The sequence below is a fragment of the Mycobacterium sp. genome, assembly GCF_032159565.1.
Taxonomy (GTDB): Bacteria; Actinomycetota; Actinomycetes; order Mycobacteriales; family Mycobacteriaceae; genus Mycobacterium.
In genome coordinates this window covers 24,767-40,957 of the sequence record NZ_JAVHWR010000041.1, presented here as the reverse complement: position 1 = coordinate 40,957, position 16,191 = coordinate 24,767, and the positions used below count along the sequence as shown (strand labels likewise).

The 16,191-nt window shown below is 66.4% G+C and carries 14 protein-coding genes and 3 pseudogenes; 10 read left to right on the top strand and 7 right to left on the bottom strand.

The annotated features are described in order from the left end of the window. Positions 1-682: flavin-containing monooxygenase (locus tag QOC76_RS05740; protein WP_526355087.1), on the bottom strand; the 682-nt coding region annotated here is incomplete at its 3' end. 76 nt (positions 683-758) lie between these two features. On the opposite strand from QOC76_RS05740, the gene QOC76_RS05735 reads away from it, so the two are divergent. Then, positions 759-1,775 (top strand): helix-turn-helix transcriptional regulator, encoded by a 1,017-nt coding sequence (locus tag QOC76_RS05735; RefSeq protein WP_526355091.1) that lies wholly within the window; start codon positions 759-761, stop codon positions 1,773-1,775. A gap of 4 nt (positions 1,776-1,779) precedes the next feature. Here the strand turns inward: QOC76_RS05735 and QOC76_RS05730 are convergent. Next, a pseudogene (locus QOC76_RS05730) lies at positions 1,780-1,911 on the bottom strand (Mut7-C RNAse domain-containing protein); the annotation flags it as partial. Between the two features lie 58 nt (positions 1,912-1,969). Beyond that, a complete protein-coding gene (locus tag QOC76_RS05725; protein ID WP_526355085.1) occupies positions 1,970-3,181 on the bottom strand; it encodes an ROK family transcriptional regulator in 1,212 nt (403 codons plus the stop codon). Between the two features lie 85 nt (positions 3,182-3,266). Between QOC76_RS05725 and QOC76_RS05720 the strand changes: the two genes are divergently transcribed. From QOC76_RS05720 to QOC76_RS05695, 6 genes are read left to right on the top strand one after another with little or no spacing between them, the layout of a single operon-like run. Next, complete coding sequence (locus QOC76_RS05720) at positions 3,267-4,223, top strand: sugar phosphate isomerase/epimerase family protein (protein ID WP_526355083.1); 957 nt, start codon at positions 3,267-3,269, stop codon at positions 4,221-4,223. A 15-nt stretch (positions 4,224-4,238) separates the two neighbouring features. After that, positions 4,239-5,387: an ABC transporter substrate-binding protein gene (locus tag QOC76_RS05715; RefSeq protein WP_526355081.1), complete on the top strand. Its 1,149-nt coding sequence runs from the start codon at positions 4,239-4,241 to the stop codon at positions 5,385-5,387. A gap of 11 nt (positions 5,388-5,398) precedes the next feature. Next, a complete protein-coding gene (locus tag QOC76_RS05710) occupies positions 5,399-6,472 on the top strand; it encodes an ABC transporter ATP-binding protein (protein WP_526355079.1) in 1,074 nt (357 codons plus the stop codon). A 2-nt stretch (positions 6,473-6,474) separates the two neighbouring features. Continuing rightward, positions 6,475-7,416, top strand: a complete 942-nt coding sequence (locus tag QOC76_RS05705) for an ABC transporter permease (RefSeq protein WP_526355077.1) — start codon at positions 6,475-6,477, stop codon at positions 7,414-7,416. Beyond that, complete coding sequence (locus QOC76_RS05700) at positions 7,413-8,201, top strand: ABC transporter permease (RefSeq protein ID WP_526355075.1); 789 nt, start codon at positions 7,413-7,415, stop codon at positions 8,199-8,201. Before QOC76_RS05705 ends, QOC76_RS05700 begins: the two co-directional genes overlap by 4 nt. Beyond that, complete coding sequence (locus tag QOC76_RS05695; RefSeq protein WP_526355073.1) at positions 8,198-9,298, top strand: Gfo/Idh/MocA family protein; 1,101 nt, start codon at positions 8,198-8,200, stop codon at positions 9,296-9,298. Before QOC76_RS05700 ends, QOC76_RS05695 begins: the two co-directional genes overlap by 4 nt. A gap of 99 nt (positions 9,299-9,397) precedes the next feature. On the opposite strand, the pseudogene QOC76_RS05690 reads toward QOC76_RS05695, so the two are convergent. The 4 genes and pseudogenes from QOC76_RS05690 to QOC76_RS05675 all read right to left on the bottom strand — a co-directional run. Next, positions 9,398-9,687: pseudogene (locus QOC76_RS05690) on the bottom strand (FAD-containing monooxygenase EthA); the annotation flags it as partial. Positions 9,688-9,961: 274 nt separating this feature from the next. Then, positions 9,962-11,968 (bottom strand): YhgE/Pip family protein, encoded by a 2,007-nt coding sequence (locus tag QOC76_RS05685; RefSeq protein ID WP_526355071.1) that lies wholly within the window; start codon positions 11,966-11,968, stop codon positions 9,962-9,964. Positions 11,969-11,970: 2 nt separating this feature from the next. Continuing rightward, positions 11,971-12,681, bottom strand: a complete 711-nt coding sequence (locus QOC76_RS05680; RefSeq protein WP_526355069.1) for an ATP-binding cassette domain-containing protein — start codon at positions 12,679-12,681, stop codon at positions 11,971-11,973. Between the two features lie 447 nt (positions 12,682-13,128). Beyond that, on the bottom strand, positions 13,129-13,419 hold the full coding sequence (locus QOC76_RS05675) for a hypothetical protein (protein WP_526355067.1): 291 nt from the start codon (positions 13,417-13,419) through the stop codon (positions 13,129-13,131). A gap of 342 nt (positions 13,420-13,761) precedes the next feature. Here QOC76_RS05675 and QOC76_RS05670 point away from each other — a divergent pair, with 342 nt between their 5' ends. The 3 genes and pseudogenes from QOC76_RS05670 to QOC76_RS05660 all read left to right on the top strand — a co-directional run bounded on the left by QOC76_RS05670 (position 13,762) and on the right by QOC76_RS05660 (position 16,191). Beyond that, positions 13,762-14,532 (top strand): SDR family NAD(P)-dependent oxidoreductase, encoded by a 771-nt coding sequence (locus QOC76_RS05670; RefSeq protein ID WP_526355065.1) that lies wholly within the window; start codon positions 13,762-13,764, stop codon positions 14,530-14,532. Between the two features lie 69 nt (positions 14,533-14,601). Then, positions 14,602-14,773: pseudogene (locus QOC76_RS05665) on the top strand (NAD(P)/FAD-dependent oxidoreductase); the annotation flags it as partial. Positions 14,774-15,213: 440 nt separating this feature from the next. After that, positions 15,214-16,191 carry a hypothetical protein gene (locus tag QOC76_RS05660; RefSeq protein WP_526355063.1) on the top strand — a complete coding sequence of 326 codons (978 nt, stop codon included), beginning with the start codon at positions 15,214-15,216 and terminating at the stop codon, positions 16,189-16,191.

Below are 16,191 nucleotides of genomic sequence, written 5' to 3'. Positions count from 1 at the left end.
CCAGCGCCTGTGAGATCTTGTCGAACGCGGGCAGGGAGAACACGTACGACGGCGAACGCTGCAGCATGGTCACCTGCGCCGCGTCGCCGGCCATTGCGGGGACCAGGGTGACTGCCGTTGCGCCACTGCCGATCACGACGACCTTCTTGCCCGTGTAGTCGAGGTCCTCGGGCCAATGCTGCGGATGGACGCAGCGGCCCGTGAACCGCTCGGCGCCGGGGAAGGTCGGCAGATAGCCCGCGTCGTAGTTGTAGTAGCCCGTGCAGCTGATGAGATAGCCACACGTGTAGTGGCGCGTCTCGCCCGTTGCCTCGTGCTCCGCGGTCACCGTCCAGCGACCCTCGGCGCTCGACCAGTCAGCGCCGACGATCTTCAGCCCGTACCGGATCTTCTCGTCGACGCCGTACTCGACGGCGGTGTCGGCGATGTACTGGCGGATCGACGACCCGTCGGCCAGCACCTTCAGCTCCTGCCACGGCCGGAACTTGTAGCCGAAGGTGAGCATGTCGGAATCGGAGCGGATGCCCGGGTAGCGGAACAGGTCCCAGGTGCCGCCGAGGCGCTCGCGGCGCTCCAGCACCGCGAGGGTCTTGTGCGGAAACTCGGCGGTCAACTGAGCGGCCGTGCCGATGCCCGACAGACCTGCGCCGATGATCAGGATGTCGAAATGCTGTGCGTTCATGACTATCAGAATGGCCGTCGGCGACGTTGCGGGTCTTGACAGTTTCCGACAGACTTTTATCATTTTCCGACAGGTGATGTTTATGGGCAGTCTGCTCCGCACCGGGGCCCTGCGGGGTTACGGCGATCTGGTGCGCGAACTCGGCGGCGACCCCGAGTCGTTCCTGGCGCGCTTCGGTATCCCCGTCGACGCCGAACAGCAAGCGGACGGATTCGTCGCCGTCGACGCGTTCATCCGCTTGCTCGAGGCGAGTGCCGAGGACCTGAAGTGTCCTGATTTCGGACTTCGCCTTTCCCGTTTTCAGGGCCTCGACATCCTCGGACCCATCGCGGTGATCGCCCGCAATGCCCAAACGGTGCTCGGCGGTTTCGAGGCGATCGCGCGCTACCTGTACGTCCATTCCCCCGCGTTGACGCTGACTGTCAGCCGGGCATCTGCGGACTCCGACGTGCGGTGCACGTATGAAGTGACCGAACCCGGCGTTCCGTACCCGACGCAGAGCTACGAGCTCAGCATGGGTATCGCTGCGCAGATTCTTCGGCTCCTCGGCGGACCGCAGGCCCGGCCTCGAGCGGTCTTCTTCATGCACCGCCGGCACGGATCGCAGGACGCCTACCGCGCGGAGCTGGGCTGCCCGGCGCGCTTCAATCAGACCTGGAGCGGATTCGAGCTGTCCGCGCATGAGGCCGACAAGGCCATCGACACCGCAGATCCCGAGACCCGACGCATCGCGACGAAGTACCTGGAGTCCACCTACCTGCCCAGCACTGCCGCGCTGTCCGAACGCGTAGCCGAACTGACAAGACGGCTGCTGCCCACCGGTCAATGTAGCGCCGACGCCATCGCCGACCAGCTCGCGCTGCATCCGCGGACTCTGCAGCGACAACTTGCCGCCGAGGGCGTGCGCTGTCACGACATCATCGACGGTGAGCGCCGAGCGCATGCCGCGCGTTACCTCGCGGTGCCGGGACTACATCTGCAGCAGATCGCCGGTCTGGTCGGCTATTCCGAACAGAGCGCGCTGAACCGGTCGTGCCGTCGCTGGTTCGGCCAGACGCCGCGGCAGTACCGGGCGAGCCGTTCGGCGACCTGATCACTCAGAGCTGCTCGCGGAGCAAGTCAACGAGGCGCAACAGCTTTGCGTGATGTAACCCGGGCCAGTAGATCCGGCTGCAATCCGCGCATCGAACGAAATCGCTGTAGTAGCGCCGCGTCAACGGCTCCAGGCGGTCGCGTAACTGGGTCGCCTACTCAGTAGGCGCCCGGGTTACAGCACCGGCGACGAGCTCAAGTCCAAGGCTGACTCACTGATCGAGCTGCCACCATCGCGTGGCAGGCGTACTCGGCCGCCCCGACGGCGCCGTCGTCGCGACCCAACTGACACGTACCGATCACCAGCCCCCGCGTCGCAGCCGGCCGCGCGTGCTCGTACACCCTCTGCCGCACCGCGGAAAGCACGACGTCTTCCGCACCGCGGATGCCGGTCGAGATGAACACCGCGGCCGGATTCAAGATCGTCACCAATCCCGCGATCGCATAACCGACATGCCTGCCCGCCGCCCGCAGCATTGCCGTCGTCGCCGGATCCTCCAACTGCGTGGCCTGCCCGATCGTGTCGAGCGACAGCGGTCCCGCCTTACGCAACTGGACCAGCGCGGGACTCTGCCGCATCTTCGCCATCGCCTCGGCCTCGCGCACCAACACCGGCGCCGACACCAGTGCTTCCAGGCATCCCCGGTTACCGCAGGCGCACACCGCTTCGCTGGCCGGGTCGATGCACACGTGCCCGATGTCGCCGGCGTATCCGTCACTGCCCCTGGCTAATTCGCCGTTGACCACCAGCCCGCATCCCACGCCACTGCTCACCTTGACGACCGCGTACGTTCGAAGACCCGACGCAGGCCCACACCTGGCCCGTTCCGCGACCGCCAGGACGTTGACGTCGTTCTCCGCAAAGGCCGGCACCTCGAACCGCCGCGCAAAGTGCGCGCCTATCGAGACGCCTGCCCACCGCGGCATCGTCGGCGGTGGTTCGGACACCTGGCCCACGTTGTCGATGTCCGCGGCAATCGACACCCCGATCAGCCGAAGCACACTGCGCGCCTTGGCCACCTCCGCCTTCATCGCCGCATCGATCGCCCGCAGCGTCTGTTGAGGTTCAAACGGCTGCTCGCAGTCCACGCCGCGGCGTGCCACCACCGTCCCGTCGAGATGCAACAGCACCAGCGATACACCGCCCGCGTCGATGTCCACCCCGGCAATCACCCCGAACTCGTCGTTGCCAAGCGTCAGCTGCGTCGCCCGCCGCCCGCCAGTCGATGCTGTCGACACTTCCTCCCGAGCAACCTTTTTCGCCACCAAGTGGGCCACCTCGGGCGAAAGGCGTGAGCGGCTGACGTCCAGCAGATCCGTCAGCTCCGACCGCGCCAGGGGTCCATGCGTGTGCAGCGCCGAGACCACCCGGCGCTGCAGCGACGACAGCCGCACCACTTCTGTCATAGATCGACGCAAGTTGTTCTAGACATCGACGGAAGCGTCTCATAGCGTCGGTGACGTCAGCAAGACCCAACGTTGCGAGGATTTCATGAGGCTCGGCTTCTACACCGACTACAGCCGCGACATCGCCCAGTTCGCGCAGGACACCGGCTTCACGTCGATGGAGCTCTCGGCGTGGCCGCAGTCGTCGCTCAACGCCGACGACGTCACCGACGAACGGATCAAGGAGATCCGCGCCGATCTCGACAGCCGCGGCATCGAGATATCCGCCCTGGGCTACTACCCCAACTATCTCGCCGCCGACAAGACCGAGGCCGCCGAATACAAGCGCTACTTCCGCAAGGTCATGCAGCTCGCCGACCGGATGAACGTGCCTGCCGTGTGCACCTTCGTCGGCATGACGCCGGGGTGGACCGTCGAGGACTGCATGGAGCCGTTCACCGAGCTCTTCACCGAATTCACCTCTGAGGCTGAAGATCTCGGCATCCGCATCGGCATCGAGAACTGCCCGATGCTCAACCACAAGAACCGCACCGGCGAGAACCTGGCCTTCAGCCCCGAAATCTGGAAGGCGATGTTCGACGCCGTCCCCTCGGGCGCGCTCGGCCTGGAAATCGACCCGTCACACCTGGTCTTCCTCGGCATCGACTACATCCAGGCGATCAAAGATTTCGGCGACCGCATTGTGCATTTCCACGCCAAAGACATCGACATCGACGAACGCAAGCGCGGCGTACTCGGGTTCTACGGCCAGGCGTTCGGCGACCTACAGGGATTCGGCAACGGATGGTGGCGCTTCCGTGCGCCGGGCTGGGGCGTCATCGACTGGCACAGAGTGATCAGCGCTCTCACCGAAGTCGGCTACGAAGGCAACATCGACATCGAGCACGAGGACGAGGTGTTCGCCGCCGCGGCCCTGTCGAAGATCGAAGGCGAAGCCGACATCGTCGAGATGCTCGGAAAAGAGCCCAACGCACTGGTTTTGGGCTACCGCTATCTGGCTCCGATGATGCCGCTGGACTCGTCCGAACTTCTTCCCCACTGACCACGAGGAGTCGTTGTGAGAATCAGACGCATCATCGCCGTTGCCGCAGTTGGACTCTGTGCGGCAACGGGCGTTTCCGCCTGTAGCGGCGGCAGTGACTCTGCGTCGGGCACCACGAGCACCGGTGTCCCGTCCGAACCGCCCGCCAAGCCTGACCGCCTCGTCATCCGCATCTGGAGCGGCGACGAGGAGAAGGTCTACGCCGACACCGCCGCCAAGAAGTTCACCGCCGACACCGGCATCCCGATCGTGTGGGACACCACCGACGAGGCCGTGAGCTACGCCAAACTCAACCAGGAGATCTCCTCGGGGCAGCGGCCGTCGGCCGACGCCAGCTTCAACGCCCAGCAGCGCGCCTACACCAATGCCGCACGCGGATGGACGATTCCGATCAATCCGCAGCTCGTCCCGAATCTCGCAAAGGTGACCGCCGAGACCGCCGCGCCGCCGGATCACAAGCAGGGTGAGGCCTGGAAGTACGTCAACCCCTACACGCTCACGGTGCCGTTCATCGTCCGCACCGACAAGGTCGACCCCAACTCGGTCCGCACCTGGAACGACCTGTTCAAGCCCGAGCTGGCCCAGAGCCTCGCCGTCGACACCATCTACTCGAGCACCGCGTTCGGGTTCGCCCAATCGATGGGTGTCGACCCCGCGCAGAACCCGCCGCAGGGCATGGACCCCGTCTGGGCGCGCATCGGCGGGCTGAAGCCGAACCTCGCGCAGCTCGGCTCCAACGCCGACGTCGTCACCGCGCTGACCGACGGCTCGGTCAGGGTCGCGATCTCCAACAGCGGGTCGGGCATCCAGGCCCAGAACGCCGGCGCGCCGGTCGCCCTCGTCGCCCCTACCGACGGCCTCTACGTCGTCGGCGACTCCTACTACATCCACAAGGGCATCCCCGACAACAACGCCTACTACGCGCAGGTGTTCGCCAATTACCTTCTGGATCCCCAAGTTCAGTCCGTCGTCGCCGACAAGCTCGGCCTCATCCCGGTGAACCCCGACGCGACCGTGCCCACATACATGTCGGACAACAAGGGCGTGTTCCCGCGCTCGGCGGACGACCTGAAGGCCGTCAAGGCGATCGTGGCGCCCATTCCTCTCATGGCGAAGAATGACGAGACGTGGCAGAAGGCCTTCGACGGCGCGATCGGGCGATAGGGACTCGACCGATGACCGCCGCCATCCGACTGGAGCACGTCAGCAAGAGGTACGGCGAGTCCGTCGTACTCGACGACGTGTCCGTCGAGATCGGCGAAGGCGAATTCTTCACGCTCCTGGGACCGTCCGGCTCGGGCAAGTCCACGCTGCTGCGCATCATCGCGGGCCTACTCGACGCCGACGGCGGCGACGTCGTCATCGGCGGCCGCAGCATGACCGGCCGCCCAGCACACACCCGTGAGCTCGGCGTCGTTTTCCAGTCGCTGGCGCTGTTCCCCCACCTCAGCGCCGGCGAGAACGTCGCCTTCCCACTCCGCATGCGCCGCGTCGGACGCAGGGAGACCGCCACCCGGGTCGCCGCCGCGCTTGACCTCGTGCAGCTGCCCGAACTGCAGCATCGCGCCATCAGCGAACTCAGCGGCGGCCAGAGCCAGCGCGTCGCCCTGGCGCGAGCCCTTGTCTACCAGCCCCGCATCCTGCTGCTCGACGAACCCCTGTCCGCACTGGACCGCCGACTACGCGAATCCATGCAACTCGAGCTCACCCGCATCCACCGCGAGCTCGGCGTCACGATCGTCAACGTCACCCACGACCAGCGTGAAGCCCTGATGGTCAGCGACCGCATCGCCGTCATGGACAGCGGTCGCATCGTGCAGTGCGGACCGGGCACCGAGCTGTACGCCAACCCCGCCACCACGTTCGTCGCCGGCTTCCTCGGTGACCCGCTGCTCCTCGACGGCGAAATCGTCACCGCCAATGGCGCACGGGCGCTTCATAGTTCGGGTGTCGTCGTCGCCGTGGGTGGCTCCGTACCGCTCGGCAAGGGCACCGCTGTCATGCGGCCCGAACGCCTGCGCCTGCTCGCCGTCGACGAGGACCCGCACTGCTACGACAACGAGCTTGCCGGCCGGATCCTGTTCTCCGCCTTCGACGGACACGGCACCTTCTACCAGGTGCAGCTCGACTGCGGCCCCACCGCGGCCGTCCACATCCCCGCCGGCCGGAGCGCCGCGACGCACCACGTCGGCGATGCCGTTGTGGTCGCCTGGAACGCCGACGACGTCCCCATCGTCACACAGGCCTGACCATGCACTCACGATCGGTGGCCGAGCAGTGGCAGGAGCTCGAGTCCCGCGCCGCCTCGCCCACCTGGCGGCTCGTCGACGCGCTCATCACCGTGCGCACCGTATTCGCGAAAGTCGTTCCCTCGCCATTGCGGCGCGTCGTTCCGCTGGCCCCAGGACTGGTGCTGGCCGGCTCGCTTGTCGCCGGGCTCGCCGTCCTGCTGTGGAGCAGCCTGCACTCCTATGACAGCTTCCTCGCCGTTGAAGGGCCAGTGTCCCTTGACCAGTACACCGGACTCATCGGCGACCCGCAGTTCCACACCGTGCTGGCGAGATCGCTCGTGATGGCCGTGCTCGCCCCTCTTGTCGCCGTCACCATCGCGATCCCGTACGCGCTGACGCTGACCCGGGTGCGACGGCGGGGTCTGCGGCTCGCGCTGCTGATCGGAGTGTTCGTGCCGATGCTCACCGGCGACATCACTCGCACCTTCGGCCTGCTCGTCACCATCGGCCCCGGCGGCCCGATCGAGTGGCTGACCGGTCTGCGTCTGGTCGGGAATCTGTGGGGTATCGGCATCGGCATCGTCCAAATCCTGCTGCCCGCCGCGGTCGTCGTGCTGCTGCCCGCCGTGCTTCGCATCGATCCTGAACTCGGCTCTGCGGCAGCCACACTCGGTGCGCGACCCTGCACTGTTTTTCTGCGGATCACCCTTCCCCAGCTGAGGGTCGGGATCGTCGCCGCCTTCGCCGCGTGCTTCGCGCTGACGATGGCCGCGTTCGCCGACCCCGCCATCCTCGGCCGCGGGCTGAAGAACTTCGTCTCGAATTTCCTGCAGGACCGCTACCTGGGACTGGGCAACCCGCCGCAAGGGGCGGCGATCGGCATCCTGCTGCTGGTGATCGTCAGCCTGGGCACCGTCGTGATCCTCGCCGTGGGGCGCGCACGCAGGCGGCGGTCACGATGAAGCGTATTCGTGTCGCGGGCATTGTCACCGTCTGCGCCCTGATCCCGCTGCTGGCGCCCACCGTCCTTGTCGTGCTCGCATCCCTGTCGCAGGGCGAGCTACTCGCGTTCCCGCCGAAGGGTTTCACGTTTCACTGGTACAGCGAGATGTTCACCAACCCGGCAGTGTGGACGGCGCTGGGCAACAGCCTCTTCGTCGCCGGGGTCAGCGTGGGGATCAACATCCTCTGTGGTGTACCAGCCGCCATTGCACTGCCCAATGTCGGCCGCTACAGCAGAACGCTTTTCACCGTGCTGCTGTCGCTCGGGCTCAGTTCGCCGACGATCGTGACCGCGTTCGCCTACTTCGATCTCTACGGCCGTATCGGTGTGCGTGGCAGCCTCACCGCGGTGGCCGTCGCCGTCGCCGTGACCTGTTTTCCCTTCATGCTGTGGACGGTGCTGGCCGCGATCGAGGACACCGATCCCAACGTCGTGCCCGCCGCCGCAACACTTGGCGCCGATCCCGTCGAGCAGTTTCTCTTTGTGCGGCTGCCTCTGCTCGCGCCGGGAATCGTCACCGGCGCGCTCGTCGTATTCGTGCTCAGCATCACCGATTTCGTCGTCAGCCAGGTACTTACGACGATCGACAACCAAACGCTTCCGGTGTTCGTGTATTCGGGTCTGCGGGGTGCCATATCGCCAGCGCTCGGCGCGGTGTCGGCGTTCTTCATCGCCGTGGTCGCGCTGGCGTTCGCCGTTGTCCTTCGCCTCGGCAAAGTCGAACGATTCCTGTTCCGCACATGACCGATGTACGAGCAGCCATCGTCGGCACGGGTTTCATGGGCGGAGTGCACGCGGAAGCTCTGGCTCGCATCGGGGTTTCGGTGGCCGGGGTCGTGGGCTCGTCGTCGGAGCGCGCGACCGCTTCGGGGTTGGCGCCGGCCTACGGGAGCTTCGACGAGATGATCGACGACGACCGCGTAGACGCCGTGCACATTTGCAGCCCGAACGACCTCCATCACGAGCAGGTGATGGCGGTGCTGCAAGCCGGCAAGCACGTCGTCTGCGAGAAACCGCTCGCACTGACACCGGCGCAGGCCCGCGAACTCTGCGATACCGCAGCCGAATTCGGCCTGGTCAACGCCGTCTGCTTCATCAACCGCTTCTACCCGCTCTGCCAGGACGCGGCGTCGCGCGTGAGTTCCGGGTCCGTCGGACCCGTACGGCTGGTCACCGGACACTACCTGCAGGACTGGCTGGCCAAGGACACCGACTGGAATTGGCGGCTCGACACGGCCGTCGGCGGGTCGTTGCGTGTAGTCGGTGACATCGGTTCGCACTGGCTGGATCTCGTGGGTTACGTCAGTGGTCAGCGCATCGATGCCGTGATGGCCGATCTGACGACGGTGATCCCGCAGCGAATCCGCCCGACCGGGTCTGTCGAGACGTTCGCGCAGTCGGATGGGACAGGTGAGGCGGTGGCGGTGACGACAGAGGACATCGCAGGTGTGCTTCTGCGATTCTCCGGTGGTGCGCGAGGTGTGCTGACTCTGTCGCAGGTGTCGCCAGGTCGCAAGAACAGTTTGAGCTTTGAGGTGAGCGGAGCCGACGCGTCACTGGCATGGGGGCTGGAGAACCCGGAGCAGTTGTGGATCGGTTACCGCGACGGGCCGAACCAACTGCAGCTGCGTGATGCGGGTGATTATCCCGCCGGGCATGCGCAAGGCTATGCAGATGCGTTCAAGGCGATGTTCCGCGCGGTCTACGCGGCAATCGCTGACGGGAAGGCGCCTGAGACACCCGACTATCCGACATTCGACGACGGACTCGAGCAGGTCCTCGTCGGCGAAGCCATCGCGGAGAGTGCCCGAGTCGGCCAGTGGGTCACGGTCCAGCGATGAAGCTGGACGGAGCGGGAAATGCTCGGCTGACGGTCAGCGCTTGTTGGCCCACGGGAAGAACCGTCGAACCGCGGTGGCCATGACCCGCTGATACTCCGACCCCCCGAGCCGCGACAGCATGTCGAGGGCTTTGGCGGTGACGATGATGTCGGCATACAGCTCGCGGCCCGACTTGAGCAGAATACCTGTCTCGGTGAAGGTTTCGATCTGATTGGTGACGACGCCTCGCCGGAGGCCAGCACGTCGAACAGGTCGCCGTCGGGCACCGCGCACAGTCGCTCGTCCCACGGCCTGTAGTTCGGGGTGAAGTGACTCATGTCGAACGGCGCGCCGACGCGACGGCGCACCTGCCACAGCAGGAATCGACGCATCGTCATTACCCAGGCCCGAGCTCAGGCTCATCGCCTGCGTGGTCCTGTGAAGTTGCTCGGACATGATCGGCACCAGGGGGTCGAGCGCCGCCGACAGCGCCAGATACGGGATCAGCGCAAGCGTGACCATGGCTCCACCGCCGGATACCGTCCGGCGAGCGGTCCCTGTCGCATTAAACCTGCCTGAAGTTGGCCGTCGGGTCCTTCGGCGCCGCCACACCGCGTTGGAGCGGTTGCTCGATTGGACTGGAACGCGCACGGGTCCTTGAGGGACATCACAATCACGGCGATTTCACACCTCCACCGGTGGTTTCAGTCGCGCCACGGTGTACTGCCGGTCTCGCCGCGCGGCCCATGCGGTCGCCGCGAGCGATACGACCAGCACACCCACCAGCACTCCGATCGCCACCCACAACCGCGAGTCGACCCCGCCGACCGTCAGCTCCCGTAACCCGTTGACCGCGTACGTCATCGGAACGTATGGATGCAGGATCTGGAACGGTCTGGCCGTCGTCTCGACGGGATAGATGCCACCCGCCGACACCAACTGGAACATCAAAAAGGCCAGCGCGACCACCCGGCCCGTCGCCTCCCCGAACACCGCGTTGAACGCCTGGATCATCGCCAGGAACACCGCGGCGATCAGGGCCAGGAACGCCAGGCTCGCCACCGGATACCTGGGCTCCAGCCCGACACCGAAGTGCACCACCGCATACATGACCATCGCCTGGCACAGTGCCACCAACAACCCGGGCCAGTACGACACCAGCATCACCCGCACTGCGGCCAGTCCGCGCATGACCGGCCGAGACTGCAATGGTGTCAACAACATCCAGATGATCAGCGCGCCGATGAACAACGCCAGCGGCAGGAAGAACGGCGCGAACCCGGTGCCGAACGTTGCTGCCCGGTTTCGCGACACCACGTCCAGCTCCACCGGCGACGACAACGTCTGCGCCACCTGCGTGCGTTGCTGCACCGTCCACGACGGCAACTGCCGCGCTCCCTCGCTCAACTTGGTCGCCAACACCTGCGCCCCGGCCTTCAGCTGGCCGGTGCCAGACACCAACGCCTGCGAGCCGTCGGCCAGTCGCTGCCCGCCGTCGGTCAACTGCACCAGCCCGCCGCTGAGCCTCTGCGCGCCGGTGTTCAGCTGTGTCGCACCGTCACGCAGCCTGACCACGTCTGCCTTCAGCCCGCCGTCGAGCACCCGGGTCATCAGCCTCCGCAGCTGACTATTCGGGTCGCCCAGTTCGGTCTCCAATTGCTGTGCGTCGCTTCGTAATCGGGCCACTCCGTCATCGGTGGTCGGATCGATTCCTCTGGCTCGCATGAGCGACTGCGCGCCCGCGAGGGTCTCTCCCAGCTCACGCACGGTGGGATCCGGGTTGGTGCGCAGCCCACCCACGACCTGGTCGACGATTCCCGCGGCCTGCGCGTAGTCGATGTTCAGCGCGGCGATCCGGTCGCCCGCCGAGCGGGCCGCCGCGCTGAGGTGCGACGCCGTCTCCCCCACCGCCGCCGGATCCAGGCCCAGGCCGTCGATCCGGCCCAGCACACTGACAACCGGGTCGGTCGCCGTGGTGATCGACGACGACAACTGCCGCGTCCCCGCCGCCAGCGTCGCCGCCCCGTCGCGCGCCACCGCCAGATTGTCGGCCAGCGCGCGCGACCCGGCCGCCAGCTGCTGCGCCCCGTCGTGGGCTGTCGTGAGGCCCGCCGAGAGCCGCCCGGCGCCGTCGGCTGCCTGCCTCAATCCTTGGCCCGCGTCGGTCAGCCCGACCAGCACCGCGTCCACCGTCTGCGCCCCGACCCGCTGGTTGACCTGGTTGAGCACTTCGCGCGCCGTGTTCTGCCCGATAACCGATGCCAGGTAATTGTTGACGTCGTTGAACGTGAAGCGGATCTGCGCCTTCCGGGGATGCTCGCCGGCCGCTGACGCGATCGCGTCGCTGAAGTCCTCGGGCACCGTGATGGAGAAGTAGTATGCGCCGTGGGCGACTCCTTCGGCGGCTTCGTTGTCTGAAACCTGGTGCAAGTCAAGTTGTTTCGAGGCCACCAGACCCCGCACGACCTGTTCACCCGCGTCCAGCTCCCGGCCCTGCGCCACCGCACCGCGGTCGTCGTTGACCACCGCGACCGGCAGCTTGTCCACGTGGCCGAACGGATTCCAGAACGCCCACAGATACATCGCCCCGTACAGCAGCGGCAGCACAACGATGGTCACCAGCGCGATGCGGGGCATGGTTCCGCGCGTGAAACGCTTGAAATCGCTGCCCAGCGATATTCCGGCCAACATGATCAGCTCGCACCCTTCTGGCCGCCGGCGGCGAACTCGGCCGGCCCGACATTCTCGACACGAATCTGCGCGCGCACACCCGACTCCGGCGACACACCGTTGGCGCTGGCGGTGATGACGGTCTGCGCCCGACCGAGTTCGACGAGACGCGCCACGAGCAGTTCGCGGTGCCGGTCGTCGGTGACTCGGTCGAGGCTCGCGACCACCAGCAGCGGCGGCCGTTCGGTGTTGGCCAGCGCGATCCGCAGCAGCAGCTGGTCGAGCTCGGGCAGCCCGTCGACGTAGGCATCCAGCGGCGGCATCGGGAGCGGCCCGAACACAGCTGCGCAGAGCAACTCGAGTTCGCGCGACCCGGCGCGGGGCACCGCCCGGTACCACGGTGCGGCCCACCGAAGCTCCTCGTCGACGGCGTCACGGACCGTGATCCATTCGGCGATCCCGTCGAGTTCGTCGATGCCCGCCAGCGCCGACCTGGCGAAGATGGCGGGGGCCGCGTCCTGGCCTAGCACGGTAAGCGATCCCGTCCGCGGCTTCATCCGGCCGGCCAGGGTCATCAGCAAGGCCGTTCGGCCCAGTCCGGCCGGGCACACCAGGACGCTTACACCGCCGGCATCGGCCTCGAAGTCGACCGGCCCGTAAATCGGTCCCCACGGTCCGCGCAGCGTGACGCCGCGGACCACGATTGCCTGCGGATCCCGATGGTCGGCCCCCACGTGCGGCGGGTACCCAGCCCATTGGGTCTGAACCTCACGATCACTTCGGATGACGGCGGAGATCCATTGTTTCGATTGTTTCGATCAGCCGGGATGTCACCACCACGTGGCCGCAGAACTCATTGGTTGCGCTTGATTGTGAAGCACGTGCCAGCTCAGCCCACAACTGCGGAGCCATGCGTCAACGTGGAATTCGAGTTCGGCCAGTCTCCAACCGCAGAACTAATTTCACCGGCACCGCCGCTGGCTGCATCCTGTGGACAGACCGGAGCTACCGCTTGGTGCCGTTAACCTTGAGCATTAGGCGACGGGACCGCCGCGTCAAATCCCACGCCAGCGCACCAATTGCCTGATGCATGTTCGCCATCGCGCCGACTGCCGGCAGAGCGCGGTCGCCGCGGTCGAGGCCGCGACAACACGACCTCGACCTGGCGCCTTATCGGCCGCTTACCAGCCCCTGCCCCAGGGCTGGTACCAAGGACCCCAACCGCCACCGCGCCAACCGCCGCCGTTCCAACCGCCGCCGTTCCAACCGCCGCCGTGCCCACCGTCGCCGTGCCCACCGCCGCCGTGCCCACCGCCGCCGTGCGAATCCACCGCCTCCACGGTGGGGCCCGCGGCGGTCGTTGCCGGCTGGGCCGGAGTGGAAGCGGCCGCGGCTATCGGTGCGAGGCCGATACCGACCGCGGCAGCGCCCGCCGCCAACGTCGGTGCGATGTACTTCAATGCGAGTCGCATAATGGAACTTCCTTTCGCTGGACTATCTGTCTTGCCCTTCCAGGTTCGCGCTGCATCGGAGCGTTTACGTCACGGCAGACACCCATTCGGTTCCTCCTGCTAACCGGTAGGCAATCTGGGAGCGATCGACGACCCGCCATGGCTCTGCAGTGTGCGAATGGCGCCTTCGAGCCTGGCGGGCGCAGTCGGCGCGGTCAGGTGCGGCGGCACGTGAAACTGATTGCGCCTGAGCATTTTTGCTGTCTATTGCTGTGAGCTGGATGTCAACGCACTGAAAGCCGCACCCTGTCGGGCCGGTCAAGACGGCACCCCGCCCAACCGGCGCGGGATAGGTTTAGACGCGTGGCGCGCTTTGGGGACCGGGTGGCGATCGTGACCGGCGCGGGAGCGCCGGGGGGCATCGGTACAGCGATAGCACGCGAGCTCGTGGCGGAGGGCGCCCGGGTGGTGCTGGGCGCCACCTCCGAGCGCGTGCATCAGCGGGCCGCAGAACTCGGCGACGCGGCCGTCGGGGTGATCGCCGACCTGACCGTCGACGGGGCGGCCGACAGTCTGGTGCGCACCGCGTTGGACCGGTGGGGCCGTGTCGACGTGTTGGTGAACAACGCCGGCATGACGTCGGTGACATCCGGTTGGGACGCCGACGACGATGTCGCGGAGATGTCGCTGGCAGCGTGGGATGCGGCGCTGGCCCGCAACCTCACGACGGCGTTTCTCATGTGCCGGTCGGTGGTGCCCGTGATGACAGCGGCCGGATATGGGCGAATCGTCTCGATCGGTTCGACCACGGGCACGGTGAACGCGATGCCGGGTCAGTCGACCTACACCGCCGCGAAAGCGGGCCTGGTGGGCTTGTCGAGGGCGCTGGCCCTGGAGGTCGTCGCAGACGGCGTCACCGTGAACGTCGTTGCGCCAGGCTACATCTGCACCGATTCGCAGTTACCGTTCGAAGCCACAGCCGCGGCGGCGGGACCGATCGGGCGCAGTGGCACGCCGGCGGAGATCGCCGCGTGCGTGCTCTTTCTCGCCCACGAGTCGGCCTCGTTCGTCACAGGGACCGTAGTGGTAGCCGACGGCGGCCACGGCCTACCGGAGACTTGGCCACGGCCCTGAGTTCAGCCACGCCATGGTGCGGTCTGATCGCGACGCGAAGATTGCTGTTCGGCGCCCCGCCGGCGAGTTCGTCACGGCCTCCTGCACCCCGATCTGATGGGCCCGAACCGACCCGGGCCCAAGGTTTTCCGCGATCCGCCGATCGGCATCGACGGGCTCTACCTTGGCGGCGCCCGGCTGCCACGGCGGCCCCGGCATCACCTTCATCCCCGATTACAACGCCGGTCATCAGGTGCTCGACACCACGGCTGAGCCGTCGAACGCGTCGTACGAATCCGAGCGATGGCCGGAGCCGGGCACTACTCAAATGCTGTCCGCAAATCGGGTCAGGCACGTCCGCACGTGAAGTCAAGTAGCTATGCTGGGTGTCCGAATACCACATTCAGGGCATCCAGTAGAGAGTCATGCCTGTGAGTAGGTACATGCCGCTGAAGGCGGGAACGTATCGCCTGTCCTCAACGCTTGGTCCGCGCGACCGCCAGATGCATTGGGGCCAGGATTTCGCCGCCAACGACGGCACGCCCATCTATGCAGCGCAAGCCGGATCCGTCCATACATCGGGGCACCACAGGGTTTCGGCCATTGGATCGTGATCGACCACCCCGCTCCGGCAGGAGGCGGCGCCACCGTCTACGGCCACATGTGGGACCCCTTGCCACCGGCCTGAACCGGGGCGACAGCGTGACCGCCGGTCAGCACATTGCCTATGTGGGAAGCAACGGCCAATCCTCCGGCCCACATCTGCACTTCGAAGTGCACCCCACAGTCTGGCGTGCGGGCTCTCAAATCGATCCGATGCCGTGGCTGGCCGGCGCGCTGGATCCAGAGACGCGGCTCGCGGTGGCGGCGGTCCCGGTCACCGACACACTCTATGCCGACGTATCGGAATGGCAACGCCCGGTGGATGATTCCTACCCCTACCGAGTGATCGCCATCCGGTCCAACGATGGCACGTATCGGGACAAGAAATGGGCGTCGAACTATGCCTGGTGCAAGAGACGCTGCGACGAGAATGCGCTGGTCTTTTTCATCGTCTACTTCGTCTGGCGGCAGAACTGGCGACAGACCGTTGACACGCTCAAGGCCCTTGTCGGAGCGCCCCATCCACGCATGGCCGTGATGATCGATGTGGAGAGCTGGCAGGGACAAATCATCGGCGACCAATCCGACGGGTTGAACAAGGCCTTCCAGACGATCGCGGACTGGCTCGGCGATCGGCGACGAGTCATCGCCTACGGCAACAGGGGCGATCTGAACAGTCTCTGGCCCGACAAACCCGCTGGACTTCGTATCGTTCTCGCCGCCTACGGATCAAATCCCGGCTACCCCCGCAAAATTGCCCACCAGTACACCAACGGGGAGGGTTACGGCGGCGGCCTGCCGGAGGGGTGTCCGCCATTCGGCAAGTGCTGCATGGATTCCGCCGACGGGCTCACCCCCGAACAGTACGCAGCTGGCTGCGGTATCGGCGCCGCTGTAGTGGGCGAGCGTACGGGCCACGGCGTGTTCACCGACGACGATTCCGTCGTGCTTGCCGCCGTGGAGCAGCCTCAGCAGAAGACCGTTACCGACCGGCCAGCTGCTGCGGAAGCGACGCCGACGAAAACAGCCCGCTCCCAAGCCAATCCAGCGAAAAAGAGGACGAAGCCGCGGCCGTAG

Coding starts and splice junctions, on each gene's coding strand:
- QOC76_RS05735 (WP_526355091.1), top strand. CDS start 759: ATGTTTATGGGCAGTCTGCTCCGCACCGGGGCCCTGCGGGGTTACGGC.
- QOC76_RS05725 (WP_526355085.1), bottom strand. CDS start 3,181: ATGACAGAAGTGGTGCGGCTGTCGTCGCTGCAGCGCCGGGTGGTCTCG.
- QOC76_RS05720 (WP_526355083.1), top strand. CDS start 3,267: ATGAGGCTCGGCTTCTACACCGACTACAGCCGCGACATCGCCCAGTTC.
- QOC76_RS05710 (WP_526355079.1), top strand. CDS start 5,399: ATGACCGCCGCCATCCGACTGGAGCACGTCAGCAAGAGGTACGGCGAG.
- QOC76_RS05705 (WP_526355077.1), top strand. CDS start 6,475: ATGCACTCACGATCGGTGGCCGAGCAGTGGCAGGAGCTCGAGTCCCGC.
- QOC76_RS05700 (WP_526355075.1), top strand. CDS start 7,413: ATGAAGCGTATTCGTGTCGCGGGCATTGTCACCGTCTGCGCCCTGATC.
- QOC76_RS05695 (WP_526355073.1), top strand. CDS start 8,198: ATGACCGATGTACGAGCAGCCATCGTCGGCACGGGTTTCATGGGCGGA.
- QOC76_RS05685 (WP_526355071.1), bottom strand. CDS start 11,968: ATGTTGGCCGGAATATCGCTGGGCAGCGATTTCAAGCGTTTCACGCGC.
- QOC76_RS05675 (WP_526355067.1), bottom strand. CDS start 13,419: ATGCGACTCGCATTGAAGTACATCGCACCGACGTTGGCGGCGGGCGCT.